Source organism: Pseudomonas sp. MEJ086, assembly GCF_030209025.1.
Taxonomy (GTDB): domain Bacteria; phylum Pseudomonadota; class Gammaproteobacteria; order Pseudomonadales; family Pseudomonadaceae; genus Aquipseudomonas; species Aquipseudomonas fulva_A.
Genome location: NZ_JARVSV010000029.1, coordinates 113188 through 135841, shown reverse-complemented (window position 1 = coordinate 135841; position 22654 = coordinate 113188). Strand labels below are relative to the sequence as shown.

Annotated in this window: 28 protein-coding genes; 13 read left to right on the top strand and 15 right to left on the bottom strand. The window is 62.9% G+C overall.

Going from position 1 to position 22654, the window contains the following annotated elements; translation table 11 throughout:
* Positions 1-90 precede the first annotated feature (90 nt).
* On the top strand, positions 91-741 hold the full coding sequence (erdR, locus tag QRN22_RS19235) for a response regulator transcription factor ErdR (protein WP_042552043.1): 651 nt from the start codon (positions 91-93) through the stop codon (positions 739-741).
* Positions 742-826: 85 nt separating this feature from the next.
* Entirely contained in the window at positions 827-1192 is a 366-nt protein-coding gene (locus QRN22_RS19230; RefSeq protein WP_042552042.1) for a diacylglycerol kinase, read from the top strand.
* Here QRN22_RS19230 and QRN22_RS19225 read toward each other — a convergent pair.
* Positions 1189-2115: a LysR family transcriptional regulator gene (locus QRN22_RS19225; protein WP_042552041.1), complete on the bottom strand. Its 927-nt coding sequence runs from the start codon at positions 2113-2115 to the stop codon at positions 1189-1191. The genes QRN22_RS19230 and QRN22_RS19225 overlap by 4 nt on opposite strands.
* Positions 2116-2235: 120 nt before the next feature.
* On the opposite strand from QRN22_RS19225, the gene fpr reads away from it, so the two are divergent.
* A complete protein-coding gene (gene fpr / locus QRN22_RS19220; protein WP_042552040.1) occupies positions 2236-3015 on the top strand; it encodes a ferredoxin-NADP reductase in 780 nt (259 codons plus the stop codon).
* A 271-nt stretch (positions 3016-3286) separates the two neighbouring features.
* On the opposite strand, the gene bfr is transcribed toward fpr, so the two are convergent.
* The 5 genes from bfr to pyrC form a co-directional block, all read right to left on the bottom strand.
* A complete protein-coding gene (bfr, locus tag QRN22_RS19215; protein WP_042552039.1) occupies positions 3287-3757 on the bottom strand; it encodes a bacterioferritin in 471 nt (156 codons plus the stop codon).
* Positions 3758-3961: 204 nt separating this feature from the next.
* A complete protein-coding gene (locus QRN22_RS19210) occupies positions 3962-4180 on the bottom strand; it encodes a bacterioferritin-associated ferredoxin (RefSeq protein ID WP_042552038.1) in 219 nt (72 codons plus the stop codon).
* 216 nt (positions 4181-4396) lie between these two features.
* On the bottom strand, positions 4397-5329 hold the full coding sequence (gene argC / locus QRN22_RS19205; protein WP_042552037.1) for an N-acetyl-gamma-glutamyl-phosphate reductase: 933 nt from the start codon (positions 5327-5329) through the stop codon (positions 4397-4399).
* Between the two features lie 5 nt (positions 5330-5334).
* Positions 5335-6009 (bottom strand): ribonuclease T, encoded by a 675-nt coding sequence (gene rnt / locus QRN22_RS19200; RefSeq protein ID WP_042552036.1) that lies wholly within the window; start codon positions 6007-6009, stop codon positions 5335-5337.
* Complete coding sequence (pyrC, locus tag QRN22_RS19195; protein WP_042552035.1) at positions 6006-7052, bottom strand: dihydroorotase; 1047 nt, start codon at positions 7050-7052, stop codon at positions 6006-6008. The genes rnt and pyrC overlap by 4 nt, the downstream gene beginning before the upstream one ends.
* Positions 7053-7202: 150 nt before the next feature.
* Here pyrC and QRN22_RS19190 point away from each other — a divergent pair, with 150 nt between their 5' ends.
* Positions 7203-8132: a flagellar protein MotY gene (locus QRN22_RS19190; RefSeq protein WP_042552034.1), complete on the top strand. Its 930-nt coding sequence runs from the start codon at positions 7203-7205 to the stop codon at positions 8130-8132.
* A 99-nt stretch (positions 8133-8231) separates the two neighbouring features.
* On the top strand, positions 8232-9449 hold the full coding sequence (locus QRN22_RS19185) for an argininosuccinate synthase (RefSeq protein ID WP_042552033.1): 1218 nt from the start codon (positions 8232-8234) through the stop codon (positions 9447-9449).
* A 224-nt stretch (positions 9450-9673) separates the two neighbouring features.
* On the opposite strand, the gene QRN22_RS19180 is transcribed toward QRN22_RS19185, so the two are convergent.
* From QRN22_RS19180 to QRN22_RS19155, 6 genes are all read right to left on the bottom strand, one after another.
* On the bottom strand, positions 9674-10015 hold the full coding sequence (locus QRN22_RS19180; RefSeq protein WP_042552032.1) for a HopJ type III effector protein: 342 nt from the start codon (positions 10013-10015) through the stop codon (positions 9674-9676).
* The gene (locus QRN22_RS19175) at positions 10012-10314 is read right to left on the bottom strand and encodes a DUF1244 domain-containing protein (RefSeq protein WP_042552031.1); all 303 of its coding nucleotides are present in this window, start codon (positions 10312-10314) and stop codon (positions 10012-10014) included. The genes QRN22_RS19180 and QRN22_RS19175 overlap by 4 nt, the downstream gene beginning before the upstream one ends.
* A gap of 84 nt (positions 10315-10398) precedes the next feature.
* On the bottom strand, positions 10399-10770 hold the full coding sequence (gene folX / locus QRN22_RS19170) for a dihydroneopterin triphosphate 2'-epimerase (RefSeq protein WP_042552030.1): 372 nt from the start codon (positions 10768-10770) through the stop codon (positions 10399-10401).
* 2 nt (positions 10771-10772) lie between these two features.
* Positions 10773-11333, bottom strand: a complete 561-nt coding sequence (gene folE, locus QRN22_RS19165) for a GTP cyclohydrolase I FolE (protein ID WP_042552074.1) — start codon at positions 11331-11333, stop codon at positions 10773-10775.
* Between the two features lie 21 nt (positions 11334-11354).
* Positions 11355-12065 (bottom strand): dihydromonapterin reductase, encoded by a 711-nt coding sequence (gene folM, locus QRN22_RS19160; RefSeq protein WP_042552029.1) that lies wholly within the window; start codon positions 12063-12065, stop codon positions 11355-11357.
* A 153-nt stretch (positions 12066-12218) separates the two neighbouring features.
* Positions 12219-12791, bottom strand: a complete 573-nt coding sequence (locus QRN22_RS19155; protein ID WP_042552028.1) for an antibiotic biosynthesis monooxygenase — start codon at positions 12789-12791, stop codon at positions 12219-12221.
* A 384-nt stretch (positions 12792-13175) separates the two neighbouring features.
* Between QRN22_RS19155 and QRN22_RS19150 the strand changes: the two genes are divergently transcribed.
* Positions 13176-14129, top strand: coding sequence for a MerR family transcriptional regulator (locus tag QRN22_RS19150; RefSeq protein ID WP_042552027.1), 954 nt, complete (start codon positions 13176-13178; stop codon positions 14127-14129).
* 11 nt (positions 14130-14140) lie between these two features.
* On the opposite strand, the gene QRN22_RS19145 is transcribed toward QRN22_RS19150, so the two are convergent.
* Positions 14141-14710, bottom strand: coding sequence for a PilZ domain-containing protein (locus QRN22_RS19145; RefSeq protein WP_052493738.1), 570 nt, complete (start codon positions 14708-14710; stop codon positions 14141-14143).
* Between the two features lie 63 nt (positions 14711-14773).
* Positions 14774-15256, bottom strand: a complete 483-nt coding sequence (locus QRN22_RS19140) for a PAS domain-containing protein (protein WP_042552025.1) — start codon at positions 15254-15256, stop codon at positions 14774-14776.
* A gap of 139 nt (positions 15257-15395) precedes the next feature.
* Here QRN22_RS19140 and QRN22_RS19135 point away from each other — a divergent pair, with 139 nt between their 5' ends.
* Both QRN22_RS19135 and QRN22_RS19130 read left to right on the top strand, forming a co-directional pair.
* Positions 15396-15848, top strand: coding sequence for a flavodoxin (locus QRN22_RS19135; RefSeq protein ID WP_042552024.1), 453 nt, complete (start codon positions 15396-15398; stop codon positions 15846-15848).
* Positions 15849-15968: 120 nt separating this feature from the next.
* Positions 15969-16367, top strand: coding sequence for a hypothetical protein (locus QRN22_RS19130; protein ID WP_052493737.1), 399 nt, complete (start codon positions 15969-15971; stop codon positions 16365-16367).
* A gap of 84 nt (positions 16368-16451) precedes the next feature.
* On the opposite strand, the gene gcsR is transcribed toward QRN22_RS19130, so the two are convergent.
* Complete coding sequence (gene gcsR / locus QRN22_RS19125) at positions 16452-17981, bottom strand: transcriptional regulator GcsR (protein WP_042552023.1); 1530 nt, start codon at positions 17979-17981, stop codon at positions 16452-16454.
* Between the two features lie 169 nt (positions 17982-18150).
* Between gcsR and mdcA the strand changes: the two genes are divergently transcribed.
* From mdcA to mdcE, 5 genes are read left to right on the top strand one after another with little or no spacing between them, the layout of a single operon-like run.
* Positions 18151-19812, top strand: a complete 1662-nt coding sequence (gene mdcA, locus QRN22_RS19120; RefSeq protein ID WP_042552022.1) for a malonate decarboxylase subunit alpha — start codon at positions 18151-18153, stop codon at positions 19810-19812.
* Positions 19812-20690 carry a triphosphoribosyl-dephospho-CoA synthase gene (locus QRN22_RS19115; protein WP_042552021.1) on the top strand — a complete coding sequence of 293 codons (879 nt, stop codon included), beginning with the start codon at positions 19812-19814 and terminating at the stop codon, positions 20688-20690. Before mdcA ends, QRN22_RS19115 begins: the two co-directional genes overlap by 1 nt.
* A 2-nt stretch (positions 20691-20692) precedes the next feature.
* Entirely contained in the window at positions 20693-20992 is a 300-nt protein-coding gene (locus tag QRN22_RS19110) for a malonate decarboxylase subunit delta (RefSeq protein ID WP_042552020.1), read from the top strand.
* Positions 20985-21842 (top strand): biotin-independent malonate decarboxylase subunit beta, encoded by an 858-nt coding sequence (locus QRN22_RS19105; RefSeq protein ID WP_042552019.1) that lies wholly within the window; start codon positions 20985-20987, stop codon positions 21840-21842. The genes QRN22_RS19110 and QRN22_RS19105 overlap by 8 nt, the downstream gene beginning before the upstream one ends.
* Complete coding sequence (gene mdcE, locus QRN22_RS19100) at positions 21839-22645, top strand: biotin-independent malonate decarboxylase subunit gamma (RefSeq protein ID WP_042552018.1); 807 nt, start codon at positions 21839-21841, stop codon at positions 22643-22645. The genes QRN22_RS19105 and mdcE overlap by 4 nt, the downstream gene beginning before the upstream one ends.
* Positions 22646-22654 lie beyond the last annotated feature (9 nt).

Below are 22654 nucleotides of genomic sequence, written 5' to 3'. Positions count from 1 at the left end.
CACCCCGTCTGCGCTGGGCATTCTGGTGGGTGCCGTACGCCCCGCTGTAATCCGTGATACGGCCTGCCTATAAAAAGAACAGGATATGCCATGGTCGCTTACGAAATCCTGATAGCTGATGATCACCCCCTGTTTCGCAGTGCGCTGCAGCAAGCCCTGACAATGGGGCTTGGTGCTGGCGTGCGACTGGTCGAAGTGGCCAGCATCGCCGAGCTGGAAGCCCGGCTGGCGGAGAAGACCGATTGGGATCTGGTGCTGCTCGACCTCAACATGCCTGGTGCCTATGGGTTCTCCGGGCTGGTGCTGTTGCGCGGCCAGTACCCGCAGATTCCCGTGGTGATGATTTCCGCCCAGGAAGAGGCTGCCGTGGTGGTACGTTCCCGTGAGTTCGGCGCCAGCGGGTTCATTCCCAAATCCAGCTCGCTGGAAGTGATCCAGCAAGCCGTACGCCAGGTGCTCGACGGTGAAGTCTGGTGGCCACCGCAGAGCGATGAGGCCATCAGCCTGTCGTCCGAAGCCAAGGCGGCCAGCGCGGGGCTGGCCAGCCTGACGCCACAGCAGTTTCGCGTGCTGACCATGGTTTGCGAAGGCCTGCTGAACAAGCAGATCGCTTATGAACTGAGTGTTTCCGAAGCCACGGTGAAAGCACACGTCACGGCGATCTTCCGCAAGCTCGGCGTGCGCACCCGCACCCAGGCGGCACTGCTGCTGCAACAACTGGAGTCTGTGCCCGCCGCCTGAGCAGGTGCTTGGGCAACCGATTGTGCGGGATTTTTTTCGGCCTCTGGCGTACCCTGCCGGCCTTTTCCTGTCGCGGTTCGCTGTCATGTCGCCATTCAAAGGACAAACCGGGTTAAAGCGTATTCTCAATGCCGCCGGATATTCGCTGGATGGCCTGCGCGCCGCCTTCGTCGGCGAAGCGGCGTTCCGCCAATTGGTATTGCTCAACGTCGTGCTGATTCCGCTGGCACTGCTGCTCGACGTCAGCCGTGGCGAACGCGCCCTGATGGTCGCCGCCTGCCTGTTGGCGCTGATCGTCGAGCTGCTCAACTCCGCCGTCGAAGCGGCCATCGACCGCATTTCCCTCGACCTGCATCCCTTGTCGAAGAGCGCCAAGGACATGGGCAGCGCCGCGCAACTGGTGTCACTGACGCTGATCGCCAGCGTCTGGGGCATCATCCTGCTGGGCTAGCGCACCTCGGGCAGCACGATCTCGTCGCTGCGGCGGATACCTGCCGTCAGCGCCCGGCACATGTCGAGAAATTCGCGCATGGCTGCGGTCTGGTATTTCTGCCGATGCCAGATGAAATAGAACTGCCGGCGCAGATCCAGATCCGGGGTCTCCACCGGCACCAGGCTGCCGCGGCGGAAGGCGTCGCGCAGTGCCAGGCGCGAGATGCAGCTGATGCCCAGACCCGACTCCACGGCACGCTTGATCGCCTCGGTGTGTTCCAGCTCCAGGCGAATGTTCAGGGCGTCGGAGTGGTGACGCATGGCCTGGTCGAAGGTCAGGCGGGTGCCGGAACCCTGTTCGCGGAGAATCCAGGCTTCGCCGCTCAGCTCCCGGATGCTCGCGTGGCCTCGCTGCGCAAGGGGATGCTGAGGGGCACAGAACACCACCAACTCATCTTCAACCCAGCTCTGCACCTCGATATCCGGATGGTTGCAGTCCCCTTCGATCAGACCCAGATCAATTTCATAATGCGCGACCTGTTGCACGATATGCGCAGTGTTCTGGACGTGGAGTTTCACCTGGCTTTCCGGGTGGACCTTCATGAAGCCGCCGATCAGCAAGGTCGCCAGGTAGTTACCGATGGTCAGGGTCGCGCCCACTGCCAGTGAGCCGAAACCGGATTTGCCGTTGAGCAGGTCTTCGATTTCCTTGGCCTGATCCAGCAGTGCCACGGCCTGCGGAAGCAACTGGCGGCCCAGGGCGTTGAGGCTCAGGCGCTTGCCGGCCCGGTCGAACAGCTGGCAGCTCGATTGCCGCTCCAGCTCGGTAATCGAGGTGCTGGCTGCCGACTGGGAAAGGGCGAGGAGGGTAGCGGCTCTGGATACGCTCTCCTGCTGGGCGACGGCGACGAACACTTGAAGTTGACGGAGAGTAAATCGCATATCTATATAACCGATAACCTATATCTTGATAATTCATTTAACAGATATTGTGGCCGCGATTAGAATGCCGCGCAATTGCGCTTAAGAATCAGCGCGTCTGAAGTTTTTAGGAGCCCGTACATGAGCAACATGAACCACGAACGCGTTCTCAGTGTTCACCACTGGAATGACACGCTGTTCAGCTTCAAGTGCACCCGCGATCCGGGTCTGCGCTTCGAGAATGGCCAGTTCGTGATGATCGGCCTGCAGCAGGAAAACGGCCGCCCGCTCATGCGCGCATATTCCATCGCCAGCCCGAATTGGGAAGAGCACCTGGAGTTCTTCAGCATCAAGGTGCCGGATGGTCCGCTGACCTCGCAGTTGCAGCACCTCAAGGAAGGCGACGAAGTCATCATCAGCAAGAAGCCCACCGGTACGCTGGTGCTGGATGACCTGAACCCTGGCAAGCATCTGTACCTGCTCAGCACCGGCACCGGTCTGGCGCCCTTCATGAGCGTGATCCAGGACCCGGAAACCTATGAGCGCTTCGAGAAGGTGATCCTGGTTCACGGTGTTCGCTACGTCAACGAAGTGGCCTACCGTGAGTTCATCACCGAGCACCTGCCGCAGAACGAGTTCTTCGGTGATGCGCTGAAGGAAAAGCTGATCTATTACCCGACCGTGACCCGTGAGCCGTTCGAGAATCAGGGGCGTCTGACCGACCTGATGCGCAGTGGCAAACTGTTCGCGGACATCGGCCTGCCGCCGATCAACCCACAGGACGACCGTGCGATGATCTGCGGCAGCCCCAGCATGCTCGACGAGACCAGCGAAGTGCTCGACAGCTTCGGCCTGAAGATCTCCGCGCGCATGCGTGAGCCGGGTGACTATCTGATCGAGCGCGCCTTCGTCGAGAAGTGAGTTAGGAGCAGCTGCGCGTCGGCCCTGCGGCGTTGAAAGCAAACTCAAAATGCTCATGTACAGAAGTACAGTCGCCCGCGACCCCGGCCGCTTTTTCGTTTGCTTTTGTGGGGGCGCCTAGCCCTTGCATGGCTCTAGCTCGCAAGCTCCTCGATTCAGTATCAAAAAATCCGGAGCGCCTAAGGCGTTCCGGATTTTTTATGCCTCTAATATTTAATTCGAGCACAAAAAAACGGGAGCCTTGGCTCCCGTTCTTGTTTGCAGCTGACCTTTACTCTTCCATCTGCGACTGCAGATAGTTCTGCAGACCAACGGCCTTGATCAGGCTGAGCTGGGTTTCGAGCCAGTCGATGTGCTCTTCCTCGGACTCGAGGATGTCTTCGAGCAGTTCACGGCTGGCATAGTCGCCCACGCTCTCGCAGTAGGCGATGGCCGCTTTCAGGTCGATGTGCGCCTTGTGCTCGATCCGCAGGTCGCATTCGAGCATTTCCTGAGTGTTTTCGCCGATCAGGATCTTGCCCAGGTCTTGCAGGTTCGGCAGGCCTTCGAGGAACAGGATGCGCTTGATCAGCTTGTCCGCGTGTTTCATCTCGTCGATGGACTCGTGGTACTCGTGCTTGCCCAGCTTGGTCAGGCCCCAGTCTTCATACATGCGAGCGTGAAGGAAGTACTGGTTGATCGCTACCAGCTCGTTGCCAAGGATCTTGTTCAAATGCTGGATAACTGTCTTGTCGCCTTTCATGGTGGAGCCCGTCCTGCCTGGAAATGAGTAACCGATGGCGAATTCTGGGCTTGCAAAATAAGACTGTCAAACGTAAGTTATTGAAATATAAGTGAAAATAAATATAAATACGAATGTTTAAGTTATGCGTCTTGGCGCTAACTCATTGAATTATGGGCATAAAAAAACCGGATACGAGATCCGGTTCTTCGAAAAACGGCCTATTTAGGCGGCAACAAAATTTCCTGGGTAGGTCATCGCCACCTGACTTTGTTGCACTTCGCCCAGTGTTTCGCGAACGACCTGCTTGGCCAAGCACGCACATTTGCCACATTGACTGGCAACGCCCAACGTTTCACGGACTTCACGGTAGCTGCAGCAACCTTCATAGATTGCTTCGCGGATCTGACCGTCGGTGACACCTTCGCAGAGGCAGACGTACATGGCTTGGCCCGTCGTTTGGCTGAGACTGATGGCGAAGGATACTAATGTTAATGAGAATGCGTGTCAAAGATAAACCGACTCTTGATTGGCTCACATCGGTAACTTTGGATGAGCGGCAGTCTCGCGAGGCCCAGAATCCGTATGCGTGGTTTTCGGATCGGTCTGAGGGCCAATAAAAAACCGGCACGAGGCCGGTTTTTCATTCGCAGGCAGGGCTCAATCGATCTGCGTGCACAGTCCTTCATCGAGGCCGAGCATGATATTGAGGTTCTGCACCGCAGCACCCGAGGCGCCCTTGCCGAGGTTATCGAGCTTGGCTACCAGCAGGGCCTGCTTGCCGCCGCTCGCACCATACACCTGCAACTCGGCGCGATTGCTACCGTTCAGGCCGTGGGGCGTGATGAACGGCGCCGAATCGGCAGGGATCTCGTTGTAGGGCAGAACCTGCACGAACTGCTCGCCCCGGTAATAATCGCTCAGGGCTTTTTGCAGCTCGACGCCGTTACTGCCTTGCAGAGGGATCATCACCAGCATGCCTTGGTCGTAACTGCCGACCGCTGGCTGGAAGATGGGGCGTGCCTGCAGGCCGCTCCAGTGCTGGATCTCCGGAATGTGCTTGTGATCGAAGCCCAGGCCGTAGGCCGCGTAGACCGGCGCACCTTCCTGCTCATAGCGTTCGACCATCTTGGTACCGCCACCGGTGTAGCCGGATACGGCGTTGATGCACAGTTCGCGATCGGAGCCGAGCAGGCCCGCTTCGATGAGCGGGCGCAGCAGCAGGATGGCGCCCGTGGCGTAGCAGCCAGGGTTGCTCACGGCGGCGGCCTTGGCGATGGCCTCGCGTTGGCCCTTGGCCAGTTCGGCCATGCCGAACACCCAGTCACTGGCGGTGCGGTGTGCAGAACTGGCATCGAGCACCCGGCAGCCGACTTCACGAGCTTGAGCAGCCGTTTCTTTAGCCGCATCGTCAGGCAGGCACAGCACGGTCACGTCGACCGAACGCATCAGCTCGAGCTTGGCCTCTACGTCACGGCGCTTGTCGTGGTCGATGGTGACCACTTCGATCTGCGGGTGGTTGGCCAGCCGCTGGCGAATCTGCAGGCCAGTGGTGCCGGCCTGCCCATCGATGAAGATCTGATATTTTTTCATGGCACTCACTCGTCGAAATCTTCCCAGCCGCCCATTTCCTTCCAGCGATTGACGATGCCGCAGAACAGCTCGGCGGTCTTCTCGGTGTCATAGCGGGCGGAGTGGGCTTCACGGCCGTCGAACTCGATGCCGGCGGCCTGGCACGCCTTGGCCAGCACGGTCTGCCCGTAGGCGAGGCCGGCGAGGCTGGCGGTGTCGAAGCTGGAGAAGGGGTGGAAGGGATTGCGCTTGAGGTCACAGCGAGCGACCGCGGCATTCAGGAAGCCCAGGTCGAAGCTGCTGTTGTGGCCGACCAGAATGGCGCGCTTGCAGCCATTGGCCTTCAGGGATTTGCGCAGGCCGCGGAAAATCTCGGTCAGCGCGTGCTCTTCGCTCACCGCCATGCGCAGCGGGTGATCGAGCTTGATGCCGGTGAACTCCAGGGCCGCCTGTTCGATATTGGCGCCTTCGAACGGCTCGACCCGGAAGAAATGCGTGTGATCCGGATACAGGTAGCCGCTCTCGTCCATGCCGATGGTGGTGGCCGCGATCTCCAGCAGGGCATCGGTGGCGCTGTTGAAGCCGCCGGTCTCGACATCCACCACGACCGGCAGGTAGCCGCGAAAGCGCGCAGCCATGGGATGGCGCGGGCCGCTGCTGCTCGGCTGATCCTGGTCGTCTTCGTACTGTTCTTCGCTCATTGCCCTGCCTCCAGCAGACGCCAGCGCAGCGATTCGCCCGCGCGCAAGGGGATTACCGTCTGCTCGCCGAATGGCAGGCTGGCCGGTGCGTTCCACGACTCACGCACCAGGGTGATGGTGTCGGTATTGCGTGGTAGAGCGTAGAAGTCCGGGCCGAAGTGGCTGGCGAAGGCTTCCAGTTTGTCCAGCGCGCCACGCTGCTCGAAGGCTTCGGCATACAGCTCGATGGCCGCATAGGCGGTGTAGCAGCCAGCGCAGCCGCAGGCGTTTTCCTTGGCGTGCTGCGCATGGGGGGCCGAGTCGGTACCCAGGAAGAACTTCGGATTGCCGCTGGTGGCTGCATCGAGCAGCGCTTCCTGGTGCGTGTTGCGCTTGAGGATCGGCAGGCAATAGAAGTGCGGACGAATGCCGCCGACCAGCATGTGGTTGCGGTTGTACAGCAGGTGCTGGGGGGTGATGGTGGCGCCGACGTTGGCCGGTGCTTCCTTGACGAACTGGGCGGCATCACCGGTGGTGATGTGCTCGAATACCACTTTCAAGGTCGGGAAGCGTTCCACCAGACGACGCATGTGTTCGTCGATGAAGGCTTTTTCGCGATCAAAGACGTCGATCTCGGCGCGGGTGACCTCGCCGTGTACCAGCAGCGGCATGCCGGTTTCTGCCAGGGCCTCGAGGGCGCTGGTGATGTTGTCCAGGCTGGTCACGCCAGAGTCGGAGTTGGTGGTCGCCCCGGCTGGGTACATCTTCGCGGCATAGACGATGCCACTGGCCTTGGCTGCACGGATGTCGTCACCGCTGGTGCGATCGGTGAGATACAGCACCATCAACGGCTCGAACTGGCTGCCGGCTGGCCGCGCGTCGAGGATGCGCTGGCGGTAGCCAACGGCCTCGCTGGCGTTGCGCACCGGCGGCACCAGGTTGGGCATGATGATCGCGCGGGCGAAGGTACGGGCGACATCGGCCACGGTGTGCGGCAGTACCGCGCCATCGCGCAGGTGAATGTGCCAGTCGTCAGGACGCAGCAGGGTGATGCGGTCGGTCATTGAGGCTTCCAGGCGGGGGCGAAACATGCCCGGAATGCTACCGGAAAAGGCCGGCGGGGGCACGCCGCAGATAGGCCATCGCACGGCTCAAGTTTTCCCCGCCTGCACCGATACCCACAGGGAACGTTGTGTTTTCTTGTGGAGCTCGCTGTGCGCCAGCCTCTTTTCCTCATCGTCGGATTGCTCGCCGGCGCAGGCTTGAGTCTGCCTGCGGCCGCGATCAGCTTCCAGACTCGTCTGGAAAAGGTCGAATGGCAGGTGGCCGGCGACCAGTTCGAGTGTCGCCTGACGCAACCGATCACCGATTTCGGTTCGGGACAGTTCGTGCGCCGCGCTGGTGAGCAGGCGACCTTTCGCCTGCAGCCTCGGGAGCGCTGGCTGGGCAGGGGCTCGGCGACGCTGCTGGCGGCAGCCGCGCCCTGGCAGCCGGGGCGCGGCGACATCAACCTCGGTGTGGTCAGTGTCGGCAGCGGCGAAGTGCCGTTCAACAGCAGCCAGGAGCAGGCCGGGCGTTTGCTGACCGGTCTGCTGGAAGGGCGCAGCCCGCTGGTGCGCCATCGCAGCTCGATGGGCAGCGATCTCGAAGTGCGGATGCTGCCGGTGCGTTTTCGCAAGGCCTACGAGGATTACCTGAACTGCACCGCCAAGCTGCTACCGGTCAACTTCGACCAGGTCCGGCAGTCCACCATCGGCTTCCCGGGCGGCGGGGCAGAGCTCGACCCCATGGCCAAGGCCAGGCTGGAGATCATTCTCGATTTCATGAAGGCCGACCCGACGGTCAACCGCATCGAGCTGGACGGTCACTCCGACAACAGCGGCAACCGCCTGACCAACCGTGACCTGTCGCGCCGCCGTGCGTTGGCGGTGATGGAGTACTTCAAGGCCCAGGGCATCCCCGAAGAGCGCATCGTCATGCGCTTCCACGGCGAGCGTTATCCGCTGGCGCCCAACACCACTGCCGCCAACCGGGAAAGGAACCGCAGGGTTTCCATAAAGCTGGAAAAAGTGCCCGAAGCCCCCGTGCAGCCTGTCGAACAAGCTGCTCCACCGGTGCCTTCCACGCCTGCCGCCACCTCCTGATCCTGTCGCTTCAATGCCATGGCCTGTCGCACCCCTGTAAATCGCGGGCCATGGGCAGTAGAATCACGGGCTTTCCGAACAACCCGTGGAGTGGATGGCATGGCGGACGTCAAAAAGGTAGTTCTGGCCTATTCCGGTGGCCTGGACACCTCGGTGATCCTCAAGTGGCTGCAAGATACCTATAACTGTGAAGTGGTGACCTTCACCGCCGATCTCGGTCAGGGCGAAGAGGTCGAGCCGGCCCGCGCCAAGGCCAAGGCAATGGGCGTCAAGGAAATCTACATCGATGACCTGCGCGAAGAGTTCGTTCGCGACTTCGTCTACCCGATGTTCCGCGCCAACACCGTTTACGAAGGCGAGTACCTGCTGGGTACCTCCATCGCTCGCCCGCTGATCGCCAAGCGCCTGATCGAAATCGCCAACGAGACCGGTGCCGACGCCATCTCCCATGGCGCGACCGGCAAGGGCAACGACCAGGTTCGCTTCGAACTGGGTGCCTATGCCCTCAAGCCTGGTGTCAAAGTCATCGCTCCCTGGCGCGAGTGGGACCTGCTGTCCCGCGAGAAGCTGATGGACTACGCCGAGAAGCATGCGATCCCGATCGAGCGTCACGGCAAGAAGAAATCGCCGTACTCCATGGATGCCAACCTGCTGCACATCTCCTATGAAGGCGGCGTGCTGGAAGACACCTGGACCGAGCACGAAGAAGACATGTGGCGCTGGACCAAGTCGCCAGAAGCGGCTCCGGATACCCCGACCTACATCGAGCTGACCTACAAGGCAGGCGACATCGTCGCCATCGACGGCAAGGCGCTGAGCCCGGCTACCGTGCTGGCCGAACTGAATCGCATCGGCGGCGAGAACGGCATCGGCCGTCTGGACATCGTCGAGAACCGTTACGTGGGCATGAAGTCCCGTGGCTGCTACGAGACCCCGGGCGGCACCATCATGCTCAAGGCGCATCGCGCCATCGAGTCGATCACCCTGGACCGCGAAGTCGCTCACCTGAAAGACGAGCTGATGCCGAAGTACGCCAGCCTGATCTACAACGGTTTCTGGTGGAGCCCGGAGCGCCTGATGCTGCAACAGATGATCGACGCTTCCCAGGCCAACGTGAATGGTGTGGTGCGTCTGAAACTGTACAAGGGCAACGTCATCGTCACTGGCCGTCAATCCGACGACTCGCTGTTCGATGCCAACATCGCCACCTTCGAAGAAGACGGTGGTGCCTACAACCAGGCCGACGCGGCGGGCTTCATCAAGCTCAATGCGCTGCGCCTGCGCATCGCTGCTGGCAAGGATCGCAAGCTGCTGTAAGGCAGCGGCGTTCCAGCCCCCATCCACACCGGGCCCTGCATTGCTCAGGGTCCCGGTGTGCGATTCTCCGTAAGCATCACCCACGACGTATCAACCGGCTCCCTTGGCGATCTCGCTGCAGGGCGGTTTTGCTGTGGGCGTGATGATTGTCAGGAGTGCCGCCGACCGGCTAGGCAGGGCGGCGGAGCTGGCCGGGCGAGCGCCCAGCCGTGGGGGCGGAGGGCTCAGGCCTTGCGGGTCAGCGGCTGCTGTTCGAAGCTGACGCCTGCCAGGCCGCTGCTCATCAGGGCGCGGATGTTGGCGTGGTCACTGCCTTCAGGGGTGGCCAGAACGCTGCGGTAGTGTTCGCCAAAGCACAGCAGGGCTTCCTTGTCGCTCAGGTTTTCGAGCAGAGCCAGGCCGAGGGTCTTGCACGAGCCTTCGTTCTGGCCAGCCGCGTTGCTGACATCGCCGTTGCGAAAGGCGCTGGGCTGATAGGCATAGTGCTCGGTAATGAAGGCCAGGGTCTCGGCGAAGGCGAAATGCTCGCCGCTCAGGCGGGCGCGGAAGTCGTTCAGGTGGCTCATGCTGTTCCTTTCGGGGTCTTGGCGTTGAAGGCAGCCTGTTGCTCGGCGCTGGCTTCGGTCTGGTACTTGGCCTTCCATTCGGCGTAGGGCATGCCATACACCTCTTCACGGGCCTGATCCGGGGTGATCGCGATATCGAGGTCGTCAGCTGCGGCCTTGTACCACTTGGACAGGCAGTTGCGGCAGAAGCCGGCCAGATTCATCAGGTCGATGTTCTGTACGTCCGGCCTTTCGCGCAGGTGCTGAACCAGGCGGCGATAGGCGGCTGCTTCCAGTTCGAGACGTTCTTGATCATTCATGGCGATGCACTCTGGAGGGCGTGGCGGCGATGATAGAAGCCGGCGGGCAGGTCGGCAACAGGGCCGCCTGCCGATTGCGGCGGATCAGCGATGGCCGGCGAGGGTGATCGACACCGACTCGGCGAAGCGCAGGGCGTGTGGCTTGTCGACTTCCACTTCAGCGTAGCGCACCGTTTCGTTGGCCATCACCAGGTCGAGAATTTCCTGGGTCAGGCGTTCCAGCAGGGCGAAGCGGTTGCCTTCGACATGGCTGATGATGGCCTTGGTGATGGTCCGGTAGTTGAGGGCGTGATCGATGTCGTTGTCACGCACCGCGTCGACGGCCGGGTAAAGGATGGTCAGGTTGATCAGCACGTCCTGCTTGTTGTTGATCTCTTCTTCCTTGATGCCGATGAAGGTGCGCAGGCGCAGATCCTTGACGCGGATACGCGCCATGCCAGGTTCCAGTCTGGGCATGGTTACTTGCTCCGTCCGATCAGTTGCAGGAATTCATGGCGCGTATTGTAGGACTCGCGGAAGGCGCCGAGCATCACCGAGGTGCTCATCACCGAGTTCTGTTTCTCTACGCCACGCATCATCATGCACATGTGCTGGGCCTCGATGACCACGGCCACGCCGGCGGCCTGGGTGACTTCCTCGATGGCGTTGGCGATCTGCCGGGTAAGGTTTTCCTGGATCTGCAGGCGGCGTGCGTACATGTCGACGATACGGGCGATCTTCGACAGCCCCAGCACCTTGCCGGTGGGGATGTACGCCACGTGAGCCTTGCCAATGAACGGCAGCAGGTGGTGTTCGCAGAGCGAGTACAGTTCGACGTCCTTGACGATCACCATCTCGTCGCTGTCGGAGCTGAACAGCGCGCCGTTGACCACCTCCTCAAGGCTCTTCTCATAGCCGTTGCACAGGTACTGCATGGCCTTGGCGGCGCGCTTGGGGGTATCCAGCAAACCTTCGCGCTCGGGGTTCTCACCGATGCCGAGGAGGATTTCGCGGTAATGATTGGGCAGTAATGGGTTCATCTTCATTGTCCTCGCGGCGCCTCACTTGAGGTGGCGGCCGCCGTTCACGGTCAGGGTGGTGCCGGTAATGTAGGGGGTGTCCAGCAGATAGCGCAGGCTCTGGTAAATCACATGAGGCCCGGGCTCGAAGCCCAGTGCCGATTTGCCGAGCGCCTTGGTGCGGTATTCGGCGTCGTCTTGCGGGTTGAACATCAGCAGGGCCGGGGCGATGCCATTGACCTTGATGCGCGGGGCGAAGCGCGCAGCGAAGGACAGGGTCAGGCTGTCCAGGCCCGCCTTGCTGGCGCAGTACGCCGGGCGGTTGCCGCTGCCCTTGCGCACCACGTCATCGCTGATGTGGATGATGTCCGCCTGTTCGCTGCGCTGTAGCAGCGCGGCGCAGTGCAGGTTGATCAGGTAGGGCGCCAGCATGTGCACGGTGAACAGTTGCTGGAAGGCCGCGGCTTCGTCGCCGGACGTTTCCGCGAACCAGGCCGATGCGTTGTGCACGATGGCGCGCAACGTATCGGTATGGCGCTGCAAGCGTTCGATGAAGGCGAGAATGCTCGCCTCGTCTGTGAAATCGGCATGCAGGGTCAGCACGCCGCGCTCACGCAGTTTCTCCAGTTCAGGCCTGTCACTGCGGTAGGTGACGATCAATGAGTGGCCGTCATCGAGCAGCCGTTCGGCGCAATGGAGGCCGACACGCTGGCTGGCGCCGGTGATCAGGATCGGGGCGTTGCTGACGCTCATGGGAAATGGCCGGGAGTGAACGGGAAAGGCGCCGTTATGAAGGTCGGTAGCCTTGGCCATGCAACGTTATAGTAGCCACAGAAGCTGTACAACCCTTCGTACAGTGTGGGAAAGCGAAGCGCCATGGCCTGCGAGGGCCATGGCGTTCCCGGCTCAGCGGCCGGTGGAGGGGCTCACGCGGCGCATCAGGCCGGCGGGACGGTTGCCCTGCAGCCATGGAGCCAGCAGGCGGGTGACCAGAGGGATGAACAGGTAGGTCATCAGCGGCGTTAGCGCCAGGGTGCTGAGCAGCACGCGGGTCACCAGCGGAACGTCCGCCAGCAGGCCGCCGAACAACAGGTTGAAGCCAAGTGAAACCGGGAAGAAGGCCAGCCAGATGGCGATGGTCTGCTTCCAGCGCGGAGGTTGCCGCAGGCCGCTGCCGAACCAGGCGTCTATACCCAGAGCGCGCTGCTCATGGGGCTGAGCGAAGAGCCCCTTGCCGCGGCTGAGCCAGGCACGACGAGAGGCGGAGTGCTCCCAGGCGGCCATGGTCTGCTCGTCGGTAAAGCGAAATACCATCTGGAATTCGTCGTCGTCTGGCGGCGGAGCCAGTACGCCAGAGCCCAGATAGCCGGGGAAGTCGGTAGCCAGTTGCTCGCCTTCGCGTAGCCAGGCGATGAAATCCTGATAGCGCCCGTTGGCGACACGGCGCGCCACCATGAGGGTGACCGGTTCGGTAGACATCGTGTATCTCCTGCAGAGCACCTGGCCAGGGTAGGGTCAGGCGGATAGCGCGGCTCGGGGTGGTGAGTCGCGTCTTGAACGCAGCAAGGATTATTCCTGTTTTGTACAAATTATCCAGCAATGTCGTGCGTAACCGCTAAAAAACGCTTCAAGCCCGGCAGTTGCAAGGGCTTCGAGTCTTGGTCGCCTGTCGACGTTCGGAATTTTTGCAGGCCGTCATGGCCCCTTGGAGCATCAATCATGCCCTGTTTCAGGGCGCCTGCCGGTGCAATGAAGTGCTACGGAGCCGACGATCGCCCATGTACAGGATTTGTACAACTAAACTGAAAGGCACTCGCAGCTGGAGTAGACTTGCAGGCTTCTGACCCTGCTGCGGTTTTTCTTATGTCCGATCTGGTTGGTTCCGTACCTTTCAACTCAAGCGCTTTCAAGGAAGAGGAACTGTTTCCGATTCGCGAAGTGGCTCGGTTGACGGGTGTGAACCCTGTGACGCTACGTGCCTGGGAGCGGCGCTACGGCCTGATCCAGCCGGTGCGTACCGACAGTGGTCATCGCCTGTACTCACCTGTCGACGTGGAGACGGTACGCAGCGTGCTGGCCTGGATCGAACGCGGGGTGCCGGTCAGCAAGGTCGGTCGGATCCTCGCTCGCCACGCTGCCAGTGAAACCAGCGGTGCTCCGACTTACGAGTCGGCTACGTCGGGCGAATGGGCGCAGTGGCAGAGCCGCCTGCTGGAGGCCGTGCAGGCTTACGACGAGGCCGAGCTGGACCGCGTGTACGGGCAGGTCTTTTCCAGCTACCCGCTGTCGGTCACCTTTCAGGACATCATCATGCCGCTCTGGCAGCGCCTGCTGTTGCGTCATGGTCGTCCTGGGTACGGCAGTGAATGGCTGTTCTTCGATACCTTCCTGCGTGGCCGTGTGTTGCAGCGCTTGCACAACCTGCGCGATCAGCCTGGGGGCCGCCTGCTGCTGGTGGCACTGCCGGGGCGTTGCCGCGAACTGGAGCTGCTGGTCACCGGCCTGCTGCTGAACCCGGCCGATGTCGCCGTGCATGTACTGGGCATCGGTCAGTCGCTGGAAGAGCTGCCGCAGGTGTGCGGCAGGATGCGGCCAGTTGCGGTGGTGGTGTTTTCCAACCAGGCGCCGGTCGCGGATACCCCGCAGGCGCTGGAGCGCCTGGCGCTCGCTCTCGAATGCCCGGTCGCGCTGGTGGGCGAGGGTGCCGATCTGCTCGAGGAAGGGTTGCGCGGTTCAACCATCGCCTGCCTGGGCAGCGAGGGCCGTCTGATGCGTCGGCGTCTGCGGCAGTTTCTGGCGGGTCGCCTGGATACCTGAGGCCGCTTGTTTCAGAGCGGGTGGGCGCGGGGATACAGACTGCGGTGTTGCTGATAGAGGTAGCTCTGCAGGCGTTCGCCGTTGTCTTCGTCCAGCGTCAGCTCATAGGCCAGCATGCCGTCGTCGGTGACGCGCACCAGGCTGCCCTGCAGCGTGATCGGCTGCACTTCATCGACATCCAGATCGAGGCTGAAACGCTCGGGTGGCGAGGCTTTTGCGGTTTGCGCCACCAACAGACCACTTAGCGACAGTTCATGGATGAACAGGCTGCCCGGCTGCCCGTCGCGTGCCAGCAGGGGGCGCGGCGGGTCGAGTGGCAGGCGCCAGGCGCGGTCGAACGAGCCCTCTTCGAAAATCTGCGGCACCCCCAGTTCCAGATGCGGGGTGTTCTGCTCGTCGGTGACCAGATGAGGCGTGAACGACAGGCGCTGATTGGCGACATGCGCCTCGATCGTCAGTTGTTCCATGGCGGCGCAACTGGCCAGCAGCTCGGCGGTCTGCCGCGCGGCATCGACCTGCAGGCCCGGATCGGAGTCGACCGGGGCAGGGCTGTTTTCGGTAAGTTGTTGTATGAATTCCATTTCGAGGGGAGTCAGGAGCGACGAATCTTGCATGACGGCTTTCTGCGCAAGGTGGGAGCACCCTTATGACAACTCGCCAGCGGTTTCGTTACCGTACGTCCGTCGTTTCAATTCATCCAGCTCGCCTTGCAAGGCCTGCACCTCGGCTTCCAGCTTCCTGACCCGCTCCTGATTCTGCACGTGCTCGCTGACGTTCTTCTGAATGCCGATGAAGTAGGTCAGTTGATCGCCTTCATTGAATACCGGGGTGATCGACAACTCGTTCCAGAAAGGACTGCCATCCTTGCGATAGTTGCGGATCACCTGGCGGCAGGGTTGCTGGGTGCGCACGGCTTCGCGGATGAGGGCCAGCGCCGGCTGGTCGCGATCCCCTGCCTGGAGAAAGCGACAGTCCTGATAGAGGATTTCTTCGCTGCTGTAGCCGGTCAGGGCTTCGAATGCCGGATTGGCGTAGATGAGGATGTTGTCCTCTCCTTCCTGCTCGGCGACCACGATGCCGTCATTCGAAGCATCGACCACCAGTTGCAGCAGTTTGGCGTTGATCATTTCCTGCGTCCCTCAGCCATTTTCGCCAGTTTATCAGAGGCCCGCCCGGCCGCTGTCGTCCTGCTGCGTGGCGGCGCCGAACGAGCGCTCGCGCAATGCGGCATAATGCTCGGCGCAGCCCTGAACATACGGAGTTTTCATGAAAGTCGCGATTCTGTCCGGGTCGGTTTATGGCACCGCCGAAGAGGTGGCCCGACACGCTGAAGGTTTGTTGAAACAGGCCGGCTTCGACGCCTGGCACAACCCGCGGGCGAACCTGGAGGATGTCCTGGCGTTCGGCCCGCAGGGGTTTCTGGTGGTGACGTCTACCACCGGCATGGGGGAGTTGCCGGATAACCTGCAGCCGCTGTACTACGCGATCCGTGATCGCTTCCCTGCCTGGAGCGGCCTGCCCGGCGGTGTGATCGCGCTGGGTGATTCGAGTTATGGCGATACCTACTGTGCGGGGGGCGAGCTGGTGCGCGAGCTGTTCGCTGAACTGAGCATCCGCGAAGTGCTGCCCATGCTGCGCGTGGATGCCAGTGAAAGCGTCACCCCCGAGCAGGACGCCGAACCCTGGCTCGCCGAGTTGGTCGAGGCCCTGCGCGGGTAACGACCGTTTATCCTGCGAGGCGAACATTGTTGAACCAAGGCCGGTCGGGTGTAGGGAGCGTTCGCTTCATTGAAGAAAGCGGGCGAGCTTCCCCACCAACCTGGATGAAAGGTGACGACAATGAACAAGATGAAAATCCCAGCTCTCGTACTCAGCGGCCTGCTGGCCGGTGCCGTTCTGCCAGCCATCGCGGATTCCAGTGCTCCGGCACCGGGAACCACCGCGCCGACGTCGCCTACCACGCCAGGTGCTCCACCTAGCGACAACGGCACCATGACCCCGGGAACCACCACGCCCGGCACCACTACCCCGGGTACCGATGGCAGCACCACGGCGCCAGGTACCGGAACCGGTACGGGTAATGGCACTGGCGCCGGCTCCGACCCAATGCCCGGTGGCACCGGCGGCAATGGTGGCGGTACCGGTGGCGCAGGCAGTGGCACGGGTGATGGTACCGGTGGCGGTGCAGGCAGTGGCGCAGGTGGCGCTGGCGGTGCCGGTGGTGGTGCTGGCCAGTAAGTCATGAGCCAGGTGCAGGTGTTCCCGGCCAGCAGGTCGGGAGTGCCCGCCCGATTCGCAGGCGACCGCGGCTAGCGGTCGCCTTCAGCGATTCCCCTTGATGCCGTATTTGCGCAGCCGTGTGGCGATGGCGCTATGCGATGTGTTGAGTCGGGCAGCCAGTTGCCGAGTGGAGGGATGGCTGGCGTAGAGTTTCTCAAGCAACTCCTTCTCGAAAGCTGCGACCGCGGCCTCCAGGCTGCCGACTTCCCCCCCGGTTTGTTGGGCGACGGCGGTGTTGGCGATGTCCAGATCGCCGATCTGCACAAGATTGCTGTCGCATATCGCCGCTGCGCGAAAGATCACGTTCTGCAGTTGGCGCACGTTGCCCGGCCAGCGATTGCCCAGCAGGGCGGGGTAGGTGTCCGGGGTCAGTCGGCACTGGGTTCGCTGGATCTGCGCACAGGCGTGTTGCATGAAGTGTCGAGCCAGCAGCAGGATGTCCTGGCCGCGTTCTCGCAATGGAGGCACCTGCAGGTTGAGCACGTTCAGGCGGTAGAAAAGATCCTCGCGAAACTCCCCTTCGGCGACCATCCGCTCCAGGTTGCGGTGCGTGGCACTGATGATGCGCACGTCGACGCGCTCTTCGCGGTCCCCGCCAACCCGGCGGAAGGTGCCGTCACTGAGAAAACGCAGCAGCTTGGCCTGCAGATAAGGCGACATCTCGCCAATCTCGTCGAGAAATACCGTGCCGTGATTGGCCAGTTCCAGCAGCCCCGGCTTGCCACCGCGCTGCGCACCGGTGAACGCCCCTGGGGCATAGCCGAACAGCTCGCTCTCGGCGAGGCTTTCCGGTAGGGCGGCACAGTTCAAGGCCAGGAATGGCGCGCTGTGGCGCGTGCTGATGGCGTGGCAGGCGCGTGCCACCAGCTCTTTGCCAGTACCGGTTTCGCCATGGATCAGCAGCGGCGCGTCGAGGGTCGCCACTCGCTGGGCACGGGCCTTGAGGGTGCGGATGGGCGCCGAGTCGCCGAGCAATGAGTCGAAGCCTTCCGCATGGTCATGATGCAGCGCCGCCAGGCGTGCACCGATGCGGCTGGGCTCATAAAGGGTGAGCAGAGCGCCGGCCAGTTGGCCCATGTCGGCCGATTCACTGATGGGCGTGGCGTCGAGCAGCAGCGCCTGGCCGTTCAGCGTCACCTCGCGCAGTGGCAGGCGGAAATGCTGGTCGAGCAGTGCCTGTTGCAGATCCGTTTCGGCGAACAGTTCGCCAAGCGCCACGCCTTCCGGCTCACGGCCACACAGGGCGATCAACGCCGGGTTGGCCAGCAGCACGCGGCCGTCACCATCGACCGCCAGCACCGGATCGGTCATCGCCGCCAGCAGGGCATCGAGCTGCAGGCGACGGCGCTGTCCGGGCAGAATGTCGACCACCGTCACCGCCTGCACACCACGCACCTTGAACAGTGCTTCGCGCAGCTCGTCGAGCACCGCGGCACTGAGGGTCGGGGCGTCGATATAGACGTTGGGCGGCACCATCTCCACGGCATCGAGATTGAGGTTGCGACCGCCCAACAGGGCCAGCACTTCCTGGGTGATGCCGACGCGATCGATGAAGGTAACGTGAATGCGCATGGGGGGCCGGGCAGCGGTGAACGGTGGCGCAGTATGCCCGGTCTGTCCGCTGACGTTAACCGGTGCGCATCGTTAACCTTAGCGTAACGTTATGACGCCGCGCTTGATTGATGGGGTTGGTCCACGCTCCTACTGTGATGCCACGACAGCGGAACTCGTGGAGTCATTAATGACAACTACAATCGCCCCACCGCCGCAGTGGTCGCGCCGCCGTGCCGAAAAGGCCCGACGTCTCGATCAGGTGCGCGCCCTCGCCGATGGCGTGGTCTTGCCCAGCGACAAGATAGTCGCCGCGCTCGAAGCGCTGATCGCCCCAGGCGATCGCGTGGTGCTCGAAGGCAACAACCAGAAGCAGGCGGACTTCCTCTCCCGCTCGCTGGCCCAGACCGACCCGGGTCGCCTGCATGACCTGCACATGATCATGCCCAGCGTCAGCCGCGCCGAGCACCTGGATCTGTTCGAGCGCGGCATCGCCCGCAAGCTCGACTTCTCCTTTGCCGGCCCGCAGAGCCTGCGCATCAGCCAGTTGCTCGAGGACGGCCTGCTTGAAGTGGGTGCCATCCACACCTATATCGAGCTGTACTCGCGGCTGCTGGTCGACCTGATTCCCAATGTCGCCCTGGTTGCCGGCTTCCAGGCCGACCGCCACGGCAACATCTACACCGGGCCGAGCACCGAAGACACGCCGGCGCTGGTCGAGCCCACGGCCTTCAGCGACGGCATCGTCATCTTTCAGGTCAACGAGATCGTCGACGAACTGCCTCGGGTGGACATTCCTGCGTCCTGGGTCGACTTCGTGGTGGTGGCGGACAAGCCGTTCTACATCGAGCCGCTGTTCACCCGTGATCCGCGCCATATCAAGCCCGTGCATGTGCTGATGGCGATGATGGCGATCCGCGGCATTTACCAGAAGCACAACGTGCAGTCGCTCAACCATGGCATCGGCTTCAATACCGCCGCCATCGAACTGATCCTGCCGACCTACGGCGAGTCCCTCGGCCTGAAGGGCAAGATCTGCCGCAACTGGACGCTCAACCCGCACCCGACGCTGATCCCCGCCATCGAGACCGGCTGGGTCGAGAGCGTGCACTGTTTCGGCACCGAACTGGGCATGGAAGGCTATATCGCTCAGCGTCCTGACGTGTTCTTCACCGGTCGCGACGGCTCCATGCGGTCCAACCGACTGATGTGCCAGCTGGCCGGCCAATACGCCGTCGACCTGTTCATCGGCGCGACCCTGCAGGTCGATGGCGACGGTCATTCTTCCACCGTGACCCGCGGTCGCCTGGCCGGTTTCGGTGGCGCACCGAACATGGGGCATGACCCGCGTGGACGCCGCCACAGCACGCCTGCCTGGCTGGACATGCGCCCTGCGCAGAGCGAAGCGCCTCTGCTGGAGCGGGGCAAGAAGCTGGTGGTGCAGATGGTCGAGACCTTTCAGGAGGGTGGCAAGCCGACCTTCGTGGAAACCCTCGATGCCGTCGGCGTGGCGCAGAAGGCGGGCATGCCGCTGGCGCCGATCATGATCTACGGCGACGACGTCACCCACCTGCTGACCGAGGAAGGCATCGCCTACCTGTACAAGGCCCGCTCGCTGGAGGAGCGCCAGGCGATGATCGCCGCCGTCGCTGGCGTTACCAGCATCGGTCTGCGCCACAACCCGAAAGATACCGAGCGCATGCGCCGTGAAGGGCTGATCGCCTTGCCGGAAGACCTCGGCATCCGCCGCGCCGACGCCAGCCGTGAACTGCTGGCGGCCAAGAGCATCGCCGAATTGGTCGAGTGGTCCGGCGGCCTCTACAACCCGCCCGCCAAATTCAGGAGCTGGTGATGAGTGCGATCCATTCCAAGCAGCCGCAGCGGTCGCTCGACGAGTACCTGGCAGATCTGGCGGTGGACGTGCTGATCGACGAAGCCGATCTGTCACCCAAGCCCGGGCTGGTCGATAAACGCGGCAGTGGTGCCCATCAGGATCTGCATCTGGGCCTGATGCATGCCTCTGCATTGTCGCTATGGCCATGTTTCAGGGCGATGGCAGAGGCTGCGCTGAGCGAAGGCGAGGTTACCCAAACACTGCGCGAAGCCCTCGGCCGTATAGGCCGCGAAGGTGAGCAGGAAATGCTGCGCGTCACCGCTGGCGTCAACACCCACCGCGGCGCCATCTGGGCGCTCGGGCTGCTGTGTGCCGCCGCGGCGCAGGACAGCCGCCAACTCACCGTCAGCAACGTGGCGGTCCGTGCTGCCCGTATCGCGTTGCTCGATGACCGAGCGGCGCCGGTCAGCAGCGATAGCCACGGTGCCCAGGTGTGTCGGCTCTATGGCGTTCATGGCGCCCGCGAGGAGGCGCAACAGGCGTTCCCGTCGGTCATTCAACATGCGTTGCCCCAGTTGGCCAGCAGCCGTGCGGCTGGCGCCGGCGAGCAGAACGCCCGGCTGGATGCCTTGCTGGCGATCATGAGTCAGTTGGCCGACACCTGCGTGCTTTACCGCGCGGGCCTCGAAGGGCTGCGCTGCGTGCAGAGTGGCGCCCGCGCCGTGCTCGATGCCGGTGGCGTAGCCAGCCTGGCTGGGCGCCGCCGTCTGCGTGAACTGGAAGGCGACATGTTGCAACTGCGCGCCTCGCCAGGCGGTGCAGCCGATCTGCTCGCCGCCTGCCTGTTTCTCGACCGCCTGCAGCCTGGTCTGCCGGCTCAGCTTGGGAGTCTCTGAACATGGAAACCCTGTCCTTCCAATTCCCCGCCGGGGCACCGGCCCGTAATCGCGCCCTGGTCGGCTGTGTCGGCTCCGGCGATCTCGAGGTGCTGCTCGAGCCCGGTACCGATGGCACCCTGGCGATTCAAGTGGTGACCTCGGTAAACGGTAGCGCGCCGCGCTGGCAGCAGCTGTTCGAGCGCATGTTCCGCGAGCAGCACCTGCCGGCGCTGAACATAGAGATTCACGATTTCGGCGCAACGCCCGGCGTGGTGCGTCTGCGTCTGGAACAAGGCTTCGAGGAGCTGACCCATGACTGACGCCACGATCCAGCGGTTGCTCGAACAGCGCAGCTTCACCGAGCTCGGTGCACGTCAGCGGGCCCGCGCTCTGCTCGATGCGGGCAGTTTTCGCGAGTTGGTCGATCCGTTCGCCAGGCTGGTCTCGCCGTGGCTACCCCTGCAGGGCATCGTGCCCCAGGCCGACGACGGGGTCGTGGTTGCCAAGGGGATGATCGACGCGCAGCCCGCGGTGGTGATTGCCATCGAAGGTGCTTTCCAGGGCGGCAGCCTGGGTGAAGTGGGCGGCGCGAAGATTGCCGGCGCATTGGAGTTGGCCGCGCAGGACAACCGTGACGGTACACCGACCCGCGCTGTACTGCTGCTGGAGACTGGTGGCGTACGCCTGCAGGAGGCCAACCTCGGTCTGGCGGCGATTGCCGAGATCCAGGCGGCGATCGTCGATCTGCGCCAGTACCAGCCGGTGATCGGCCTGGTGGCCGGCCCGGTCGGCTGCTTTGGCGGCATGTCGATCGCCGCAGGTCTGTGCAGTTATCTGCTGGTAACCCGCGAGGCTCGCCTGGGACTCAACGGACCGCAGGTGATCGAGCAGGAGGCGGGAATCGATGAGTACGACTCACGGGATCGCCCTTTCATCTGGAGCCTCACCGGCGGTGAACAGCGCCATGCCAGCGCGCTGGTGGACCGCTACGTGGCCGACGACGTCGAACCGATTCGCCAGACGCTGATCGAGCTGTTGCGTCAGGGCAAGCCTGCGCTGGAGCGCAGTCGTCGCCATACCTGGTTCCTGGAGCGCCTGCAGGGCGTCGACACCCGCGTGCAGGCCGATGCCGCTGCGGTGCGCAGCGCCTTTCAAGGAGAACAGTCATGAGTGGTGCAAGCGAACAACGCGGACGTAGCTGGTTTCAGGCACTGACCAGAGGCGCCACGCCGCTGGAGGGCCTGCCAGCTTCGCTGCTGGTGGCCGACGGCATGCTTGGCGAGCAGCCGGTGCGCTACCTGGCGGTGGTAGCCGATGGCAACAATCCGTTTCCCCGTGCCCGCGATGGTGAAGTAGGACTGCTCGAGGGTTGGGGGCTGGCCAAGGCGGTGGATGACGCCATTCAGGCCGATGCCGAGGGGCCGCAAAAGCGGGCGCTGATCGCCATCGTCGACGTGCCGAGCCAGGCTTACGGTCGTCGGGAAGAGGCTTACGGCATTCACCAGGCTCTGGCCGCGGCGGTCGACGGTTATGCCCGTGCCCGTTTGGCCGGGCATGCGGTGATCGGCCTGTTGGTCGGCAAGGCGATGTCCGGTGCCTTTCTGGCTCACGGTTACCAGGCACAGCGGCTGATCGCCCTGCGCGATCCTGGCGTCATGGTGCATGCGATGGGCAAGTCTGCTGCCGCACGGATCACGCTACGCAGCGTCGAGGAACTGGAAAGCCTGGCAGCCAGCATCCCGCCCATGGCGTACGACCTGGACAGTTACGCTTCCCTCGGCCTGCTCTGGGAAACCCTGTCGGTCGAGAACATTGCAGAGCCTACCGGCGGCGATCGCACGCGGGTGCAGGGCTGCCTGGTCCAGGCATTGGCTGATATCGCCGGTGGCAGCAAGGATCTGCGCAGCCGCCTGGGGGCGCCCAATCGGGCGGCGTCTTCCCGCGTACGCGAGCGATTGCGCGCCCAGTGGTAGGGGGGGCGG